Origin of the sequence: Pectobacterium aquaticum (assembly GCF_003382565.3) — a bacterium.
Lineage (GTDB): Bacteria > Pseudomonadota > Gammaproteobacteria > Enterobacterales > Enterobacteriaceae > Pectobacterium > Pectobacterium aquaticum.
In genome coordinates this window covers 44,653-62,941 of record NZ_CP086253.1, presented here as the reverse complement: position 1 = coordinate 62,941, position 18,289 = coordinate 44,653, and the positions used below count along the sequence as shown (strand labels likewise).

Below are 18,289 nucleotides of genomic sequence, written 5' to 3'. Positions count from 1 at the left end.
ACGTGGCAAACAGTACAGGATTACAGTTCACGGTAAAGGTCGGCGCATTGCCTGCCCCGACATTTGCCGTGGTGGATTTTCAGCTCAGCGAAGCGCTTAACCAGCCGTTTGCCCTGTCGCTGAATCTGGCGAGTGCCTTGCCGGATATGGATTTTGGTACGGTGCTTGACCAGCCGTGTGAGTTGATGGTGTGGTATGAAGGCATACTCCAACGGCGAGTGAGTGGCATTGTCAGCGCCTTTGCACAGGGCGACACCGGCTTTCGCCGCACGCGCTATCAGGCGGAAGTCCGTCCGGCGTTGTGGCGGCTGGGGCTGCGTACCAACGCCCGCATCTTTCAGGCGCAAAAGCCGGAAGTCATTATCGGTACGTTGCTGGAAGAGTCTGGCATTACCGATTATGCCTTTGCGCTGCGTCACGACCACGCGCCCCGCGAATACTGCGTGCAGTATCGGGAAAGCGATTTGGCGTTCGTCACCCGACTGGCCGCAGAAGAAGGCCTGTACTTCTTCCATGAATTTGAGGAAGGCAAACACCGCGTCGTCTTTGCGGATGATGCCGGGGCGCTCAGCAAAGGCTCTGAACTGTTTTTCAACCTTGCCACACAGGGTCTCAGCGAAGGGCCGTACGTAAACCGCTTCCGCTATGCCGAAGCCGTCAGTACCGCAGAAGTCGCCCTCAAGGATTACAGCTTCAAAACCCCCGCCTATGGTCTGCTGCACAGCAAGATGAGCGGCGAGCTGACGCACCAGCGCGAAAGCTATCAGCACTTCGACTACCCGGGGCGCTTTAAACAAGACCCGAGCGGCAAGGCCTTTACCGGCTACCGGCTGGACGCACTGCGGGCGGGTGCCATGACCGGTTCCGGTGAATCCAATGCCGCTGAACTGATGCCCGGCAGCAGTTTTGCTTTAACCGAACACCCCAACCCGGCACTCAATACCGGCTGGCAACTGGTGGCCATTACCCACAGCGGGCAGCAGCCGCAGGCGCTGGAAGAAGAAAGTGGCGGTGAACCGACCACCTACAGCAACAGCTTCGAGGTCATCAGCGCCAAAAGCACCTGGCGTGCTGATCTGCCGTACAAGCCGATGGTAGACGGCCCGCAAATCGCCACCGTCGTCGGCCCGGCGGGTGAAGAGATTTACTGCGACCAGTATGGCCGGGTAAAACTGCAATTCCCGTGGGATCGCTACGGTGCGAGCGATGACCAGAGCTCCTGCTGGGTTCGCGTCAGCCAAGGCTGGGCCGGTGGTCAGTACGGCCTGATCGCTATTCCGCGCATCGGCCATGAAGTCATTGTGAGTTTCCTCGAAGGCGATCCAGACCAGCCGATCGTGACGGGCAGAACCTTCCACGCCACCAATCCATCGCCCTATCCGCTGCCCGCCAACAAGACGCGCACCTCAATCCGCACATCAACCCACAAAGGCGCAGGGTTCAACGAACTGCGCTTTGAAGATCAGGCTGGTCAGGAAGAAGTGTTTATTCATGCTCAGAAAGACATGAACACCGTAGTGCTGAATAACCGCAGTACATCGGTGAATGTGGATCACAACGAAAACATTGGCCGCGATCAGACGGTCGTCGTGCAGCAGAACCAGACGGTTTCCGTCATTGCCGATCAGATTACTGAGATCCAGGGGGAGCAAACGGTGGTGGTGAAGAAAAACCGGAGCACCGTCGTGGAAGACAACGAAACGCTGAGGGTGACGAACGATATCTTTATCCACGCCGAAGATGGCAGCATTCAGATTGGTACGGGTGCGGGCTATATATCAATCAAGCACAGCGGGGATATTGAGATCGTCGGGAATAACCTGACGCTGAACGGCACCCGTATCGATTTGAATTAAGGATGACTATGTATCAGATGAATGAAGGGACGCTGGCTATCCCCGCCGATTGGCGCGATGAATCACTCCATGTTTTTGTTCTGCCGGGCGATGCCATCAACCTGGTTGTCAACCGGACTCCGATTGACTTCGGCCTGACAGCAGAGACGGTTTATCAGCAGACGTTGGGCCAGTTTGCGGCACACCTAAAAGGGTATGAAGAGCGCAGCGTTTGGGTATTGACGCTGGATGGGCAACCCGCACACGGACTGGAATATACCTGGCGGTCACCAGAAGGGCCGATGCATCAGGTTGTCGTGATGCAGGTACGCGGTGAGTTATTGCTGACGTTTACCGTAACCGTGGCGGGCGAGCTCAGTGCGGAGCAGAAAACGGCGATGCTGGCGGTGGTCGAGACCTTTAAAGCCACTGCCTGAAAGGAGTCATCATGCTGAGTGATATTCTGAACCGTGTTGCCCGCGTGGGGGCCATGCATGCAGGCAAAGGCCCGACACCGCCGGCCGGTCGTCCTCAACCGGGCCAGGGAAAAGCACCGACATCACCGGGCAAAACCATCAAGCACAAAAGTTTTCTCGGTGCGCTGGCTGGGGCTATCGCAGGGGCGGTTGTAGCAGCCGTAGCCTTTGCCGCAGCGGCTGCCGTGGCAGGTGCCATTGCCGTCGCTGTTGTCGGGACGGGCGGCATGGGGGCGGCACTGGTTGTCGGGGCAGTCAAACTTGCGGTGGGGTTTGGTGCAGTCAGCCTGCTAGGGGGACTGATTAGCAGCGTCTCCAGCAAAGTTTCTGCCATGGTAGACAGCGGCGCCCCGCCGTTTGGGCCCGTCGATTCTGGCTCAGACACCGTGTTTGCGGAGAAAAAGCCCATTTCCCGTGCTGAGGTTGATACGGTAGCCTGCACCAAACACAACTCGCCCCAGTTGATTGCGCAAGGCAGTGAAACCGTCTACGTCAATGGCTCGCCAGCAGCACGTATCGACGATAAAACCGTCTGTGGTGCCACCATCAAAGAAGGGGCATCCACCGTCTTTTTTGGCTCCGGTCAGCAAACCTGTCTGGATATTAGTGACGAATTCAGCTGGTGGGAAAAAGCGCTGCTGATAGCCGTGGAATTTCTGGTACCGCCCAGCCGGGGCATGTTCAAAGGGCTAGGGAAGCTATTTACACGTGGGCCAACCGCGGTGCTCAAAGGCATTCGCATGGGGGCGTTAAGAACGGCGGTGGGGCTACGGAGAGCGGCTCGGTGTGCCAGCAAAGGGTTTAAAAATAGCAAAGGGTTGGCACGTATTAAGGAAGCCACTCGGGGCTTTCTAAAAGATCCGGTCTATATTCCCAGCGGGGATGTGATCGAGATGCGTCTGGATCTCGAACTGGGGCAAACACTTCCTCTGCTTTTTGAGCGCACTTACCGCTCTGCCGCCACCCATACCGGCCTGCTAGGACGCGGCTGGTATGACACCTGGAGCGAAGCCGCATACGTCAGCCACGACGGCCTGAATACCCACGTCGTTATCACGCTGGCACAGGGATACGACATTGATTTCACCTTCCATCAGGATGTGCAGGCGGTATTTTGTCCGCTCTATCCGGCCTTTACTCTGCATCGGCGTGCAGAGGGATTTAGCCTGTGGGACCGTGACAGCCTCACCTGGCGTGAGTTCGATGTGCCTCAGGGCGATCGGCTGCTTCTGTCGTCCGTGCGCGACCCGCACGACAACCGCATTACCCTGATCCGCGATCCAAAAGGCTATCTGCGCAAAGTGCAACACAGTGATGGTATCGAGCTGCTGCTGGTATGGCGGGGAGATTACCTACACCAGATACAGCGCATTGATGCCGGACAAAAAACCGTACTGGCCGAATACCGGCAGGATGAACAGGGGCGACTGATTGAGGCCGATGCCACCCATGCCTATCACCTGTTCTACGACTATGACAACGAAAACCGACTCACGCGCTGGCATGACAACGACCAGACCTGGGCGCGTTACGAGTATGACTATCAGGGTCGCTGCGTTTACACCACCTGTGCTGACGGCTACCTGACCGCGCGTTTTGACTATCTCGATGACCGCGTGGTCATGACCGACGGATTAGGTCAGCGCAGCGAATTTGGTTTCAACGCGCTGTCGCTGATGAGCTGGGAAAAATCTCCGTTAGGGCACGTCACCCGCTACGACTACGACGACCACGGCAACCTGTTGCGTGAGATTTCCCCCGCAGGCCGGGTGGTTGAGTTCACCTATCTGGACGACAGCGGTCTGGTGAGCGCTTTCACCGACGGCAGCGGTCATGCCTGGGCCTATGACTACGACGACGCTCAGCGGTTATGCGGTATCACCGACCCACTGGGGCGTATCTGGCAATGGGCGTTCGATGAGGCGGGCAACCCGGAGAAGCTCACGGGGCCGGATACTCGCGAAGTACGATTTACCTGGAACCGCCACGGCCTGCTGACGCAGGTGAGCGATCAGGCGGGCGAGGTTCAGGCACGGCTGCGTTACGATCATCGTCAACGGTTGCTGAGTGCCAGCGATGCGCTCGGGCGTACCCAGCAGCTACGCTATGACCAGCAGGACAGAGTCGTGCAGTGGCAGCGGCCAGACGGAGCACAATTCCGTCTGGGATACCGCCGTGCAAGCTGGAAGCTGCCGGAGCAACTGATACGCCCCGACGACAAACAAGAACAACGCCAATACGACAAGCATAACAACCTGCTGAGCACGGTGGACGGCAACGGGGCACTGTGGCGTCAGAGCTACGGCCCCTTTGACCTGCTCACCTCGCGGACGGATGCACAAGATCGCACCTGGCGTTACGAGTACGACAAAGAGAGCCAGCAACTGGTCGCCGTTGTCGCCCCGGACGGCAGCCGCTGGCAATGGTGGCTGGATGCCGATGCGCGGGTCATCCGCGAGCGGGATATGGCGGGCACCGACACCCACTACACCTATGACGAAGACGGCCACTGCATCGCCATCCGTAATGGCGAAGGCGAAACCCGCCACTTCCTGTATGACGGACGCGGGTTGCTCATCAAAGAAACCGCGCCGGACGATACTCTGCATTATCGCTATGACGCCGCAGGCAGGCTAGTCGAAGTCACCTCTGCTACCAGCCACGTCCAACTGGAGTATGACCTCCGTGACCGGGTAGTGCGGGAATGGCTGAACGGCACCCTGCTCACCCGGCAGTTTGATGATACCGCACGCACCGTAACGCGGACGCTAGCCAGAGAAGATGAGCGTGATGACGCGCTGACCAGCACGTTCAGCTATAGCGCAGCGGGTGAACTGCAACAGGTACAGTTGCCGGACGGCACGGAGCTCACCCTTGTCCATGACGCCGCCGGGCGGGAAGCCTCCCGTTCAGGCGGGGCGTTTGTCCAGCACCGCGAATATGACGTGATGGGCTGGCTGACGCGTGAGATGAGCGGTCAGCAGCAGGATGGGCGCCTGCATGCCACACAGACAAGGGAATATCTGTATGACGGAGCTGGCAATCTGGCTGGCGTTCGCCATAACCGTGAAACCCGAGGCTATCGTCTGGACGCTACCGGGCGCGTGCTGTCCGTCCTGAGCGGCGGTGCAGGGCGTGCGGTCGAAACCGACGAAGCCTATCGCTATACCCGTAACGGCCTGCCGCAGGATACCGCACGACTCACCGAATGGCAGGCGGGCAGGCTGACTCAGCACGACGATACCCACTACCAATATGACAAAGCCGGGCGGCTCATCCGTAAACAGGTGGTTCAGCCGGGCTACCGTCCTCAGGTCTGGCACTACCGCTGGGACAGCCGTAACCAGCTCAGAGTCGTTGACACCCCGACGGGCGAACGCTGGTTCTATCGTTATGACCCGTTCGGGCGGCGCACCGGCAAACGCTGTGAGCAGACGCAGGACGATATCCTCTACCTGTGGGACGGCGACCAGATAGCCGAAGTGCGCCATTACCGCAGCGGTGAACGCGTTGCCCGCCGCCACTGGGTACACAACGGCTGGGAGTTGCTGGTTCAGCAGCGCCAGAATGCTGACGGACGCTGGGAAACCGACTTTGTCACCAGCAGCCAGAACGGTGAACCGCAGGCTCTGTACCGGCCCGACGGTACCCTGCGCTGGCAGGCACCCAAAAGCACCCTCTGGGGCCAGCGACCAGGCTCCACGGAAGACCCTGCCGACCCGGGCCTTGCCTTTGCCGGACAGTACCGTGACACCGAAAGCGGGCTATGTTATAACCGTTTTCGGTACTACGACCCGACGGGTGGATGCTACGTCTCGCCTGACCCGATAGGGGTAGCGGGGGGTGAGAGTAACTATGCTTACGCGCCTAATCCTATTAGTTGGATCGACCCACTAGGTCTCGCTAAATGTCCATTGCCATCTAAAGTCAATTTAACTCGTGATGGAGTACAGCACGTTAAAGATCGACATGTGGGTAATAAAATTGGCTGGGATCATAAAAGTAAATGGACGATAGGAAATGCTGAATGGAAATCAACGGTAAGAAATGTATTCCGTAATCCTGACCGAATTACGCGGGATGGGTCTAGGTTTGTTTATGAAAAAACATTGCCAAGAACTGTCGGGCGAACACCTGAAGGCGAGGCTTCGACAAAGGTTAGGGTTGTTGTTGAATCTAATGGTGATTTGGTTACTGCATTCCCACAAAGTGTATTCAGGGATGTAAAAACAACTGACTTAATATTGTGAGGAAAAGTATGTCTTTGGATTTTCAAATAAAATTTGACGATGAGATGTTTCATTTTAATATTAGTGAATCTTTACATTCTTCAATATTTTCCAATTCAACAAGATGGAGTAGCTTTAAACAATTAAGGAAAATAAAAGATTATTATCGCACCGACTGTTTATTTAAAGGTGGTGATGCTGTTTTGTTTATAAATGAATTTATTGCGATCTGTGAGAATAATTCATTGGAAGAAAGAAAAATAGAAGAAATAAAATCGTTGCTAAGTAAAAAAATAATCTATATCAGAGTTAGTGGTGACTAATAAAACAAACCGGAAGCGATCCCACGATCCTTCCGGCTTTATTTTACCTGCTGTTAAGTGCAACGATCAGAGATTAATCTCCACCTCAATCACTATCCTTCCGCGCTCCACCGTCACGGTGATCGGCATCCCGGTCATAAAACCCGACTCCTCCAGCCAGCGACCTTTAAGGTTAATCGCTGACGGCGGGTTGGGCCTGCCGTTTTACTCGTCTCATTCTGAGACTCGCCCTTGCGGGCCAGCTCAAGCTGTTCAAACCTGTTATAACAGGTTTGTGCGGGCGTATCCCACCGTGTAGTAACGCGCTGTTTTGGTTGTTTTATTTACTATGACACCTGGCGTTACGAGTACGACAAAGAGAGCCAGCAACTGGTCGCCGTTGTCGCCCCGGACGGCAGCCGCTGGCAATGGTGGCTGGATGCCGATGCGCGGGTCATCCGCGAGCGGGATATGGCGGGCACCGACACCCACTACACCTATGACGAAGACGGCCACTGCATCGCCATCCGTAATGGCGAAGGCGAAACCCGCCACTTCCTGTATGACGGACGCGGGTTGCTCATCAAAGAAACCGCACCAGACGATACCCTGCACTACCGTTATGACGCGGCTGGCAGGCTAGTCGAAGTCACCTCTGCTACCAGTCATCTCCAACTGGAGTATGACCTCCGTGACCGGGTGGTGCGGGAGTGGCTGAACGGCTCGCTTATCACCCGACAGTTTGATGATACCGCACGCACCGTAACGCGAACGCTGGCCAGAGAAGATGAGCGCGATGAAGAGCTGACCAGCACCTTCAGCTACAGCGCAGCGGGTGAGCTGCGGCAGGTACAGTTGCCAGACGGCGCAGAGCTCACCCTTGCTCATGATGCCGCCGGGCGCGAAGCCTCCCGTTCAGGCGGTGAGTTCCTACAGCAGCGGGAATATGACGTGATGGGCAGGCTGACCCGTGACATGAGCGGTCAGCAACAGGAGAGACGAATCGCTGAAGTCAGGTTAAATTTAGCGGAATACATACACAGCAGCAGTCAGGTAAAACCCACTTCCCACTCACCTACGCCTTAACAGCGTAGGTGAGTTGAAGGCAAACTAGGCGACAGCGGTACCCTGTTCGTCCTGATCGACAGCGAAGCAGGCGACCTGCTGTTCACCGTAGGTTTTAAGCTGCGGCTGGAACTGGGTGCAGGTGCTGAAGCTGCGCTGACAGCGGGCATTGAACGCGCAGCCCGGTGGTGGATTCAGTGGACTAGGCAGCTCACCCGTCAGCTTGATACGCTCGCGGCGTAAATCTGGGTTCAGGCGCGGCGTCGCGGAAAGTAACGCCTGCGTATACGGGTGACGCGGGTTGTTGAAAATGGCATCTTTACTGCCCTTCTCCACACAGCGGCCCAGATACATCACCATCACTTCATCAGCGATATGTTCAACGACGGAAAGATCGTGCGAGATGAAGACGTAAGACAGCCCCAAGTCCTGCTGCAAGTCCATCATCAGGTTCAGCACCTGTGCGCGAACCGACACGTCCAGCGCTGAAACGGGTTCATCAGCAATCACCACGTCTGGGTCCAGCATCAATCCACGGGCGATAGCAATACGTTGACGCTGGCCGCCAGAGAACATATGTGGGTAGCGATCGTAATGCTCCGTTTTCAGCCCCACTTTCGCCATCATCGCCAGCGCTTTTTCACGGCGTTCGGCTTTTGACAGCTCTGTGTTGATCTGGAGCGGTTCTTCCAGGATCTGACCGACTTTCTTACGTGGATTGAGCGATCCATACGGATTCTGGAAAACGATCTGGATCTTCTGCCGACGCAGTTTCTGCGCTTGCGGATCGTGCTTCAGCAGATCCTGCCCCTGATAGTACAGCTCGCCATCCGATGGGGTTTCAATCATCGTCAGCAGGCGACCCAGCGTGGATTTTCCACAACCAGATTCTCCCACCACCGCCAGCGTTTTACCGCGTTCCAGCGTAAAGGATACGCCGTCCAGCGCTTTCACCATCCGCTCTGGCGCGAAAAAGCCCTTTTTCACCGGATAGTGTTTCTTCAAATCAATCGCATGCAGCAAATACGGCTGCGATGGTGCGTTCAGTTCACTCATAGGGTTGGCCTCCCCGCATCATCGAGCGGTGTATGACATTTCACCTGACGACCAGGAATATCGCGCAGTGCTGGTTCTTCCTGACGGCAGCGGTCCTGCGCATAGGGGCAGCGCGGGTTTAACAGACAGCCGTTCGGGCGGTCATATTTACCCGGTACCACACCCGGCAACGATGCCAGTCGGGATTTATCTGCCGCAAACTCCGGCAGCGCACGCAGCAACGCCTGGGTATACGGATGACGCGGCGCGCTGAAAATATCCGCGGCTTTGCCTGATTCCACAACCTGCCCGGCATACATCACGATGATGTGGTGTGCCGCTTCAGCCACCAGCGCTAAATCGTGCGTAATCAGGATCAGCGCCATGTTTTCGCGCTGTTGCAATTCGAGCAGCAGTTCGATGATCTGCGCCTGAATGGTCACGTCGAGCGCCGTCGTTGGCTCATCGGCAATCAGCAGCTTCGGCCGGCAGGCAATTGCCATTGCGATCATCACGCGCTGGCTCATCCCGCCGGAAAGCTGGTGCGGATACACGTCAAGACGCGAAGCCGGATCGGGGATCCCGACCAGCGTCAGCAGGTCAATCGCTCGCTGACGACGGGTTTTGCGGTTACCGCCCTGATGCACCTTGATAGCTTCCATGATCTGGTAGCCCACGGTGTAACACGGGTTCAGGCTGGTCATCGGGTCCTGGAAAATCATCGCGACTTCAGAACCCACCAGATTACGCCGTTCTTTCTCAGAAATTCTTGTTAAATCACGCTGGTTAAATTCCAGCTTGTCGGCCATCACTTTGCCGGGGTAATCAATCAGTCCCATAATCGCCAGCGAGCTGACGGATTTACCGGAGCCGGATTCCCCGACGATACCGACCACCTGACCTTGTTCCACCTGGTAGCTGATACGATCGACCGCACGAAACGGCAGATCTTCATCACCAAAGTGAACCGACAGTTTATCTACATTGAGCAACGCCATCTCTCTACCTCTACTACTGCTTGAGTTTGGGGTCGAGAGCGTCACGCAAGCCGTCCCCCATCAGGTTAAACGCCAATACCGTCAGTAAGATTGCCAGACCGGGGAACGTTACCACCCACCAGGCGCTTTGCGCAAACTGCAAAACGTCCGACAGCATGGTGCCCCACTCTGGCGTTGGCGGCTGTGCACCCATACCGAGGAAACCCAAAGCAGCCATATCGAGAATGGCGTTAGAAAAGCCGAGAGAAGCCTGCACAATCAACGGTGCCAGACAGTTAGGAAGAATGTTGACGAACATCTGGCGTGCCGAACTCGCTCCCGCCACGCGTGAAGCCGTGACGTAATCGCGACTAACTTCCACCAGCACCGCTGCACGGGTCAAACGGACATAGTGCGGCAACGCCACGAAGGTCAGCGCCAGCGAGGCATTCACAATCGAAGGCCCAAAGACGGCCACCAGCACCAGCGCCAGCAGCAGGCTTGGCAGTGCCAGCATGATATCGACGATACGCATGATGAGCGCATCGACCACACCGCCGAAATATCCGGCCAGCAGGCCGAAGATCACCCCCAGCACCAGCGACAGCGCGACGACCAGACAGCCAACCAGCAGCGACAGACGCGCGCCGTACATCAGACGGGACAGGACATCACGCCCGACGTCGTCCGTTCCCAGAATAAACTGCCAGCTTCCGCCTTCTTGCCAGACCGGCGGACGCAGCAGCGCATCGCGGAACTGCTCGGCGGGCGCGTGCGGTGCCAGTACGTTGGCACCAATGGCGATAATCAGCATCAGCACGACATACACCATGCCAACGACCGCCCCTTTGTTACGTTTAAAATAGTGCCAGAATTCCTGTAGCGGGGTCATCGGCTTCGGTGCGCTATTTACAACAGGTTCAGTGACGTGTGTCATCTTAGCCTTCCCCTTATTTCTTGTGACGGATGCGTGGGTTAACCACACCGTAGAGCACATCGACCAGCAGGTTCACCAGAATGATCATGGTTGCCACCAGCAGTACGCCGCCCTGAACCACCGGATAGTCACGACGCTGCAATGCATCGATCAACCACCGTCCCAGCCCCGGCCAGGAGAAAATGGTTTCCGTCAGGATCGCCCCGGCCAGCATGGTGCCGACCTGTAAACCAATCACCGTTACCACCGGCAGCATCGCATTACGCAACGCGTGCACCACAATCACACGCAGACGGCTCAGCCCTTTGGCGCGAGCAGTACGAATGTAGTCCTCGCCCAGCACTTCCAGCATCGCAGAGCGCGTCATACGCACAATCACCGCCAGCGGAATGGTGCCCAGCACGATGGCAGGCAGGATCATGTGTTGAACGGCGTCGATAAAGTCACCTTCCTCACCCCAGAACAGGGTATCGATCAGCATAAAGCCGGTCAGCGGCATACTGTCATCAAGGAAAATCGTGTCGCTGACGCGTCCCGAGACGGGCGTCAGATTGAGCTGAACGGAAACCAGCATAATCAGCATCATACCCCACCAGAAGATAGGCATGGAGTAGCCCGTCAGTGCCAGGCCAACAGAGGTATGATCGAAAATGGAACCGCGTTTGACCGCAGCCAACACGCCAACAGGAATCCCCACTGCAATAGCAAACATCATCGCGCAGATACCCAGTTCCAGCGTCGCTTTGAAGCGAGGCACAAATTCTTCCCACACGGGGATGCGACTCTTGAGGGAGATCCCCAGATCGCCCTGCATCACACCGCCAATATAGTGGAGGTATTGCTGCCAAAGCGGCTTATCCAGCCCCATTTCAGCCAGCAATTGCGCATGGCGCTCGGCGGAGATACCTCGTTCCCCCGCCATGATCATCACCGGGTCGCCCGGAATCATGTGCACGAATGCGAAGGTCAATAGGGTGATACCAATAAACGTTGGGATAACCAGCCCCAAACGCCGGAGTATGAACTGCAACATATCCCGAACTCTCTATTCATGCCCGTTGGCTCATTGGCCATCAGGCTTATCATTGCTCACAGATAAAAAATCGCCAGATGCGATTTTAACGTCGTGCGCGACGGCCAACAGGGTGATGGCAGGAAGTCCACCATAAAATTTAACGGGCAAGAAACCCCGCCTCCACGGCTCCTCTAACGAGAGACCGCAAGGTCGGGGTTTTTAATGTCCGTGAAAAACGAGTGGCTGACTTAATCCAACGTCACGTTGTTGAAGCTATGCACGCCACGCGACTGAATCACATAACCTTTCACGTTTTTACGCACTGGCTCGTACACGGTGGAGTGCGCAACAATCAGCGCCGGAGCCTGATCGTGCATCACAACCTGCGCCTGCTTGTACAGCTCAACACGTTTTTCGTGATCGGAAACAGCGCGCGCCGGTTGGATCAAATCTTCAAACGGCTTGTAGCACCACTTGGAGTAGTTGGAGCCATTTTTGGCCGCGTCGCAGCTGAACAGGGTCGCGAAGAAGTTATCTGGATCCCCATTGTCGCCAGTCCAGCCCATCAGCACGGTCTGGTGCTCGCCGTCTTTCGCGCGCTTCAGATACTCGCCCCACTCGTAGGTGACGATCTTGGCTTTCACGCCCACTTTCGCCCAGTCGGACTGAATCATTTCCGCCATACGACGGGCGTTCGGGTTGTACGGACGCTGTACTGGCATTGCCCACAGGTCGATAGCGAAACCGTCAGCCATACCTGCTTCTTTCAGCAGGGCTTTCGCTTTTTCAGGATCGTAGCTGTAGTCTTTAACGTCGTTGTTGTAGCCCCACATAGTCGGCGGGATCAGGTTAGTTGCGGACTGACCAGCCCCCTGATAGACCGCCTCAATGATGGCAGACTTGTTCACCGCATAGTTCAGCGCCTGGCGAATCTTGACGTTATCCAGCGGTTTTTTCTCAACGTTGTAAGACAGGTAGCCGACGTTCAGGCCCGGCTTTTCCAGCAACGTGATGTTTTTGTCTTCTTTCATGCGGGCAAGATCGGCCGGGTTTGGATACGGCATGATCTGGCATTCGTCTTTTTGCAGCTTGGCGTAACGTACGGAAGCATCTGGCGTGATAGAGAAGACCAGACGGTCAATGCCCGGCTTGGTGCCCCAGAAGCCTTCAAAGGCTTTGTACAGAATACGGGAATCTTTCTGGTACTGCTGCAGCTGGAACGGGCCTGTACCGATTGGGTTCAGGTCAATCTTCTCTGGCGTACCGGCTTTCAGCATCTTATCCGCGTATTCCGCTGACATGATGGAAGCGAAGTCCATCGCCAGGTTTGCCAGGAACGGCGCTTCAGGGCGGTTCAGCACAAAGCGAACGGTGTAATTGTCGACTTTTTCGATTTTGCTGACCAGTTCCGGCATACCCATACCTTGATAGTATTCATAGCTGCCGCCAGATACTTTGTGGTACGGATGGTTGGCATCCTGCTGACGCATGAAGGAGAAAATCACGTCATCGGCATTGAATTCACGAGAAGGTTTGAAATCCTTGCTGTCTTGCCATTTCACGCCTTTGCGCAGATGGAAAGTATAGGTTTTGCCGTCTTCGCTAATATCCCATTTTTCAGCCAGACCCGGACCGGTGTCCGTGGTGCCGTCTTTAAATTCCACCAGGCGGTTATAAATAGGAATAGAGCTGGCATCAAACGTTGTACCGGAGGTGAACAGCTGCGGGTTAAAACCTTCTGGGGAGCCTTCTGAGCAGTACACCAGCGTTTTTGCCTGAACGCCTGCAGCGACGGACATGGCGAGCAAGCCAAGGCCGAACTTCAACACCCTTGATCTAACTAGGGATTTTTCCATTACTTGTGCTCCATTGTGGATGATGTTGTGTGCTATACCCGCCATACTCCAAGCTGCATACGCGTTAATACTGTCGTTAAAAACGTAGTGGTTAACAGCGCTGATAGTCCGTCCTGCATCTCGAAATCAATTGGGTATGGTTGGCCAGACCTGTATTTTTAAGAACTGTGGTCTGTACCCTGTCGCCCGAAGGCAAAATTAAAATAATGGGGAGAGGAATGGTGATTGCCACAACCGATAGTCGCACACTGTTAGATATAGTCATAATAACTACAACGTATACCTTGAAGCGCCACAACCCGCTCACGGATGCTGGATGAAGACGTAGAATCATTCAGACAAGCCGCTGCTTTCCTCCTTATATCCCTATGACGCCCTCAATTTCTCAACAGATGGCGGTGACGTCAATATAAGCCGTAAGGATTTACAAAATTTCCTTACATTTTCTTAAAAGAGAAAATACAAGTTCATCACCTCAAGTAAGGCATATTCCCTGTTTTTTGATGAAAAAACAGCGATAGAAACTGATACATTGCGGACATAAAGAAATTATCACCATTAAAAAAACTATAGTTATCTGGTCTTACATGTCCAAGATTTGAGCACTATTTTTTGTTAAAAACGTTAACGGCAGGTGAAAATCCTGACAGATAATAAGAAATTCTGATATTTACCACGATGCCATAAGTAGCCAAATGACTATCTACGCTACATAAAAAAACTCTATGAGGCAGAAGAAACGCCTTTTCCCCCTCCTCCAACTGGCCTTCTCCAGCGTTGTTTATCTGTGGGATAACCGTTACCAGAGATCCGTTGCTGAAGACATCCGTTAGATAAAGCATAGATAAAAAGGTAACTGATGCAGGGTTGAGGACGCATTCTGTTCGCAGTAGGGTCGCCAGGGGTGGCGAGCCGCGAGACAATGATATTGCTCAACAATTAATTGGCTATTTTAGTTAAATAAATATTTTCACTAAAATCAAAACACGCTATTTACTTATTCCTATAAAGTGGTATTTTTCACTCTGTGAGTTACCTCTCCTTCTGTTTTAATTCCCCACTCCCTCTCAATAGATTATTTTAATTACAAAAAAATAATATAAGTTATTTAAAATAGAGTTGCTGATAAGTTCACAAATACGTAATTAACGTATTATTTTTAACATTTACTCATGCTAGATTACCCTCCTAAATGATTCATTGTTAAATAATATCAACCATTCCTTATTTTTTGTTATTAACTGATAAAAAACGAGTTTTTCTGCTTTCTGATAATAAATATCGCGCCGCCATTGGCATTAGCAATGCTCGATAGCCGCACCGATATCGGTGAGCAAAAAGCCAATAAGATGCATCAATAACGATGCACGAACAATATCGTACCGATATTACACGGCAGGTATGTCATTTCTTTCTGTACCAACTGTCCTAGCAGGGTGAATATAATGAAAAAAATTGAAACTGATATTTTATGTGAGAACAATCTCGCTCTGGAAACACAAGAATCGTTTATCGGGGGATTTTTTAAAAAGAAAATCGGCTCCGTTCCCGTTGCACTTTTTATGGCGATTGCCGCCATTGTCGCTATCGCGGCCTACGAAGGATATTTGCCTAAAAATATGATTGGCGGTTTCGCCGTCATCATGACGATGGGTTTTTTACTGGCGCACATTGGCAGCAACATTCCCGTGTTCAAAGATATCGGCGGCCCGGCCATTCTGTGCCTGATGGTGCCTTCCGTGATGGTGTATTTTGAGCTGTTCAACGATAACACCATGAAAACCGTCCACCTGCTGATGAAAGAGGCGAATTTCCTATATTTCGTCATCGCTTGTCTGGTGGTCGGTAGTATTCTGGGTATGAACCGCAAAATCCTGATTCAGGGAATGGTGCGCATGTTCGTCCCGCTGGTTGTCGGCACCGCAACCGCGCTGGCAACCGGTTTACTGGTCGGTAAACTCTGCGGCTACAGCTTCTATCACACCTTCTTCTTCATTATCGTGCCAATCATCGGTGGTGGTATTGGTGAAGGCATCCTGCCATTATCTCTCGCCTACTCTGCCATTCTGGGACAAACCCCAGATGTGTATGTGGCTCAGTTAGCGCCTGCTGCCGTCGTCGGTAACATCTTCGCGATTCTGTGCGCCGGCGTGCTGTCCCGTCTGGGTATGCGCCGCAAGGATCTGAACGGCGAAGGCCGTCTGGTTCGCAGCGATGAAGACAACACAATGTTTGCCGTCAACGAAGCGCCAAAACCGGTCGATTTTCACCTGATGGGCGGCGGGCTGTTGATGATTTGCGCCTTCTTCATCGTCGGTGGCCTGTTTGAGAAACTGGTACACATCCCTGGCCCGGTTCTGATGATTCTGATCGCCGTGTTCTGCAAATATGGACGCGTGATTCCTGCGATTATGGAAACTGGCGCGCACAGCGTTTACAAGTTCGTATCCAGCTCTCTGGTGTGGCCGTTGATGATTGGGCTGGGCATGCTGTATATCCCGCTGGAAAGTGTCGTCGCAGTATTCTCTGTAGGTTATGTCATCGTCTGTGGTTCTGTGGTGCTGTCTATGGCGCTGGTGAGCTTCCTGATTGCGCCTTACCTGAACATGTACCCAATTGAAGCGTCCATCGTGACCACGTGCCACAGCGGACTGGGCGGTACGGGTGATGTGGCTATTCTGTCCGCTTCTAACCGTATGTCTCTGATGCCGTTCGCACAGATCGCCACCCGTATCGGCGGTGCCTCTACCGTCATCGCCGCAACGCTGCTGCTGGGCTGGGTTGTCTAACCCAACCACGGTTCCCCACTAACGAAAATGCCACGGTGATTGCCGTGGCGTTTTTATTTATTCAGCGCTATTTATTCACAGTATTGGCACAGCGAGTCCTGCTTTTCCGGCAGCAGCCATTGTTAACGGTTTGGCTTACCGTAACTACCTAACCTTTTTGAAAATGATCAGAATCAGGATCATACACACAGGAAAACCTATTAAAGCAACCGCAATAACGTTATCTGTGGCCTTGTAAATATTTTCTATAACAGCCTCATGATATTCGATAGTAACCACCTTATCTTGTAGCATGGGACTCTTGTCATCTAACGGAAAAATAGCAAGAAAGAGCCACAGATAATATGCAAAAGATACTAAGGCTATACCTCCCCAGCGCATAACCGTCTTACATTCACTTGTTAACACCATGCATCCCTTCTAATAATCCACCAACAGTACCACCAGAATAAAGGTAAAGCTTATTGTATACACGACCCCGTTCAGTCCGACCACCGCGCCTGTTTCGGTCACTGCCGACTTGAATCCAACCCACAAAAACGCCACTGCCAGCAACCATTGGTAACGGTTTGGCTTACCGCAACTACCTAACCTTTTTGAAAATGATCAGAATCAGGCTCATACAGATGGGGAAACCAATTAATACAGCTGAATACATGGAATCCATAGACTCTCGCATATCAGCTAATATCGCAAAATGGTATTCAACTGGCACTGTTTTATCAGATAAAAAAACCATTCTTTCCTTATCTTGAACATGTCCAAAAGAAAAAAGAGCAATACTTATCAAATAAAAAAAAGAGACAAGGAAGATACTGAACCATCGAATAAACGTCTTGCATTTACTTGTTAACATCATGCATCCCTTCTAATAACCCACCAACAGTACCACCAGAATAAGGTGATATTTTACCTATACCAGAAATAACCTCGGAGACGACCCTTAACGCGGTATCTTCGCTTATCGGTGTGTAGTTATCGGTATTCGGGTACTGCTTTCTAAACTCATTGGTCATATCAACAACAAGCATGGATGACTCACCGCTTTTTCGTTCTAAATACCGCTGTAGCGATACCGGCACGGCAAAATCTTCTTCGTAATTAATCCGTATCTGAGTGTGAGTGGTATATCCGCCCTCAAATACTTGTGATCCCGCTATCTTCACGCCCTTTTTTGTATGAGTTGTACAGTTAACCCCTGTCACATCATATTGATCGACTGTACGGCCATTTCTTTTAGTGCTTTCTCCCATCTTGATTGTTTCTTTCACTTTGCCCCCTGAGCGCCATAGCTTTTCAAAGTACAATCGAGCAATCGTAGGATCCGCATCTGTAATAAGAAAAACCTTAGCTTCTGTTTGGTACAGCTCTTCTCGGTAATATGTTCGCGCATCTTCAAACTGCAAAAAATTTAAGATGCCATCACCGACAGTCCCGCCAGCACCAGACCGTCTACCAAAGCGACCATAAGTGAAAACAGAAGCATTATTATCCTCATGCACAGAGACAAAGGCGTGACCTGTACCCTTAATTTCTGTCCAGATAAATACACCGTTCTCTAACGGGTTATTTTCTTTTTTGCACTCTTGGACATGATTAACCCATTCCCCTTTTGAAGGCGTGAGGTAAATCGGGTCATCTCTGAAGTAATTTGTTGGTTCGGGCTTAATATTTTCCCGTGGGTTACGCCACAGCCCTAACCCACGGCCGTACTGCATAAATTTATCGTGTTCCACTCAACCAACTCCATTTGGTTTCATCGTCACTGAATGG

At 53.1% G+C, this 18,289-nt stretch carries 11 protein-coding genes and 2 pseudogenes; 6 read left to right on the top strand and 7 right to left on the bottom strand.

What is annotated here, in order from left to right:
- Positions 1–2: 2 nt before the first annotated feature.
- Genes DMB82_RS00270 through DMB82_RS00255 form a run of 4 tightly spaced genes read left to right on the top strand, consistent with a single transcriptional unit; the run spans position 3 to position 6,863 of the window.
- Positions 3–1,856 (top strand): type VI secretion system Vgr family protein, encoded by a 1,854-nt coding sequence (locus DMB82_RS00270; RefSeq protein ID WP_116163911.1) that lies wholly within the window; start codon positions 3–5, stop codon positions 1,854–1,856.
- An 8-nt stretch (positions 1,857–1,864) separates the two neighbouring features.
- Positions 1,865–2,272 carry a DUF1795 domain-containing protein gene (locus tag DMB82_RS00265; protein ID WP_102117930.1) on the top strand — a complete coding sequence of 136 codons (408 nt, stop codon included), beginning with the start codon at positions 1,865–1,867 and terminating at the stop codon, positions 2,270–2,272.
- Between the two features lie 11 nt (positions 2,273–2,283).
- A complete protein-coding gene (locus tag DMB82_RS00260; protein WP_228400024.1) occupies positions 2,284–6,561 on the top strand; it encodes an RHS repeat-associated core domain-containing protein in 4,278 nt (1,425 codons plus the stop codon).
- An 8-nt stretch (positions 6,562–6,569) separates the two neighbouring features.
- Positions 6,570–6,863, top strand: coding sequence for a hypothetical protein (locus tag DMB82_RS00255; protein ID WP_116163909.1), 294 nt, complete (start codon positions 6,570–6,572; stop codon positions 6,861–6,863).
- A 66-nt stretch (positions 6,864–6,929) separates the two neighbouring features.
- On the opposite strand, the pseudogene DMB82_RS20735 reads toward DMB82_RS00255, so the two are convergent.
- Positions 6,930–7,229, bottom strand: a pseudogene (locus tag DMB82_RS20735) (SymE family type I addiction module toxin).
- Between DMB82_RS20735 and DMB82_RS00245 the strand changes: the two are divergent.
- A pseudogene (locus DMB82_RS00245) lies at positions 7,197–7,847 on the top strand (RHS repeat-associated core domain-containing protein); the annotation flags it as partial. The pseudogenes DMB82_RS20735 and DMB82_RS00245 sit on opposite strands and share 33 nt — an antisense overlap.
- Before the next feature lie 105 nt (positions 7,848–7,952).
- Here the strand turns inward: DMB82_RS00245 and dppF are convergent.
- The 5 genes from dppF to dppA form a co-directional block, all read right to left on the bottom strand.
- A complete protein-coding gene (gene dppF / locus DMB82_RS00240; RefSeq protein ID WP_116163907.1) occupies positions 7,953–8,963 on the bottom strand; it encodes a dipeptide ABC transporter ATP-binding subunit DppF in 1,011 nt (336 codons plus the stop codon).
- Complete coding sequence (gene dppD / locus DMB82_RS00235) at positions 8,960–9,940, bottom strand: dipeptide ABC transporter ATP-binding protein (protein WP_116163905.1); 981 nt, start codon at positions 9,938–9,940, stop codon at positions 8,960–8,962. The genes dppF and dppD overlap by 4 nt, the downstream gene beginning before the upstream one ends.
- A 13-nt stretch (positions 9,941–9,953) precedes the next feature.
- Positions 9,954–10,856: a dipeptide ABC transporter permease DppC gene (dppC, locus tag DMB82_RS00230; protein ID WP_116163903.1), complete on the bottom strand. Its 903-nt coding sequence runs from the start codon at positions 10,854–10,856 to the stop codon at positions 9,954–9,956.
- Between the two features lie 13 nt (positions 10,857–10,869).
- Positions 10,870–11,889 (bottom strand): dipeptide ABC transporter permease DppB, encoded by a 1,020-nt coding sequence (gene dppB / locus DMB82_RS00225; RefSeq protein ID WP_102117933.1) that lies wholly within the window; start codon positions 11,887–11,889, stop codon positions 10,870–10,872.
- A gap of 230 nt (positions 11,890–12,119) precedes the next feature.
- A complete protein-coding gene (gene dppA / locus DMB82_RS00220) occupies positions 12,120–13,727 on the bottom strand; it encodes a dipeptide ABC transporter periplasmic-binding protein DppA (RefSeq protein ID WP_116156237.1) in 1,608 nt (535 codons plus the stop codon).
- 1,445 nt (positions 13,728–15,172) lie between these two features.
- On the opposite strand from dppA, the gene DMB82_RS00215 reads away from it, so the two are divergent.
- On the top strand, positions 15,173–16,516 hold the full coding sequence (locus DMB82_RS00215) for a 2-hydroxycarboxylate transporter family protein (protein ID WP_116156236.1): 1,344 nt from the start codon (positions 15,173–15,175) through the stop codon (positions 16,514–16,516).
- An 842-nt stretch (positions 16,517–17,358) separates the two neighbouring features.
- On the opposite strand, the gene DMB82_RS00210 is transcribed toward DMB82_RS00215, so the two are convergent.
- Positions 17,359–18,252 (bottom strand): hypothetical protein, encoded by an 894-nt coding sequence (locus DMB82_RS00210; RefSeq protein WP_116163901.1) that lies wholly within the window; start codon positions 18,250–18,252, stop codon positions 17,359–17,361.
- Positions 18,253–18,289: the final 37 nt, after the last annotated feature.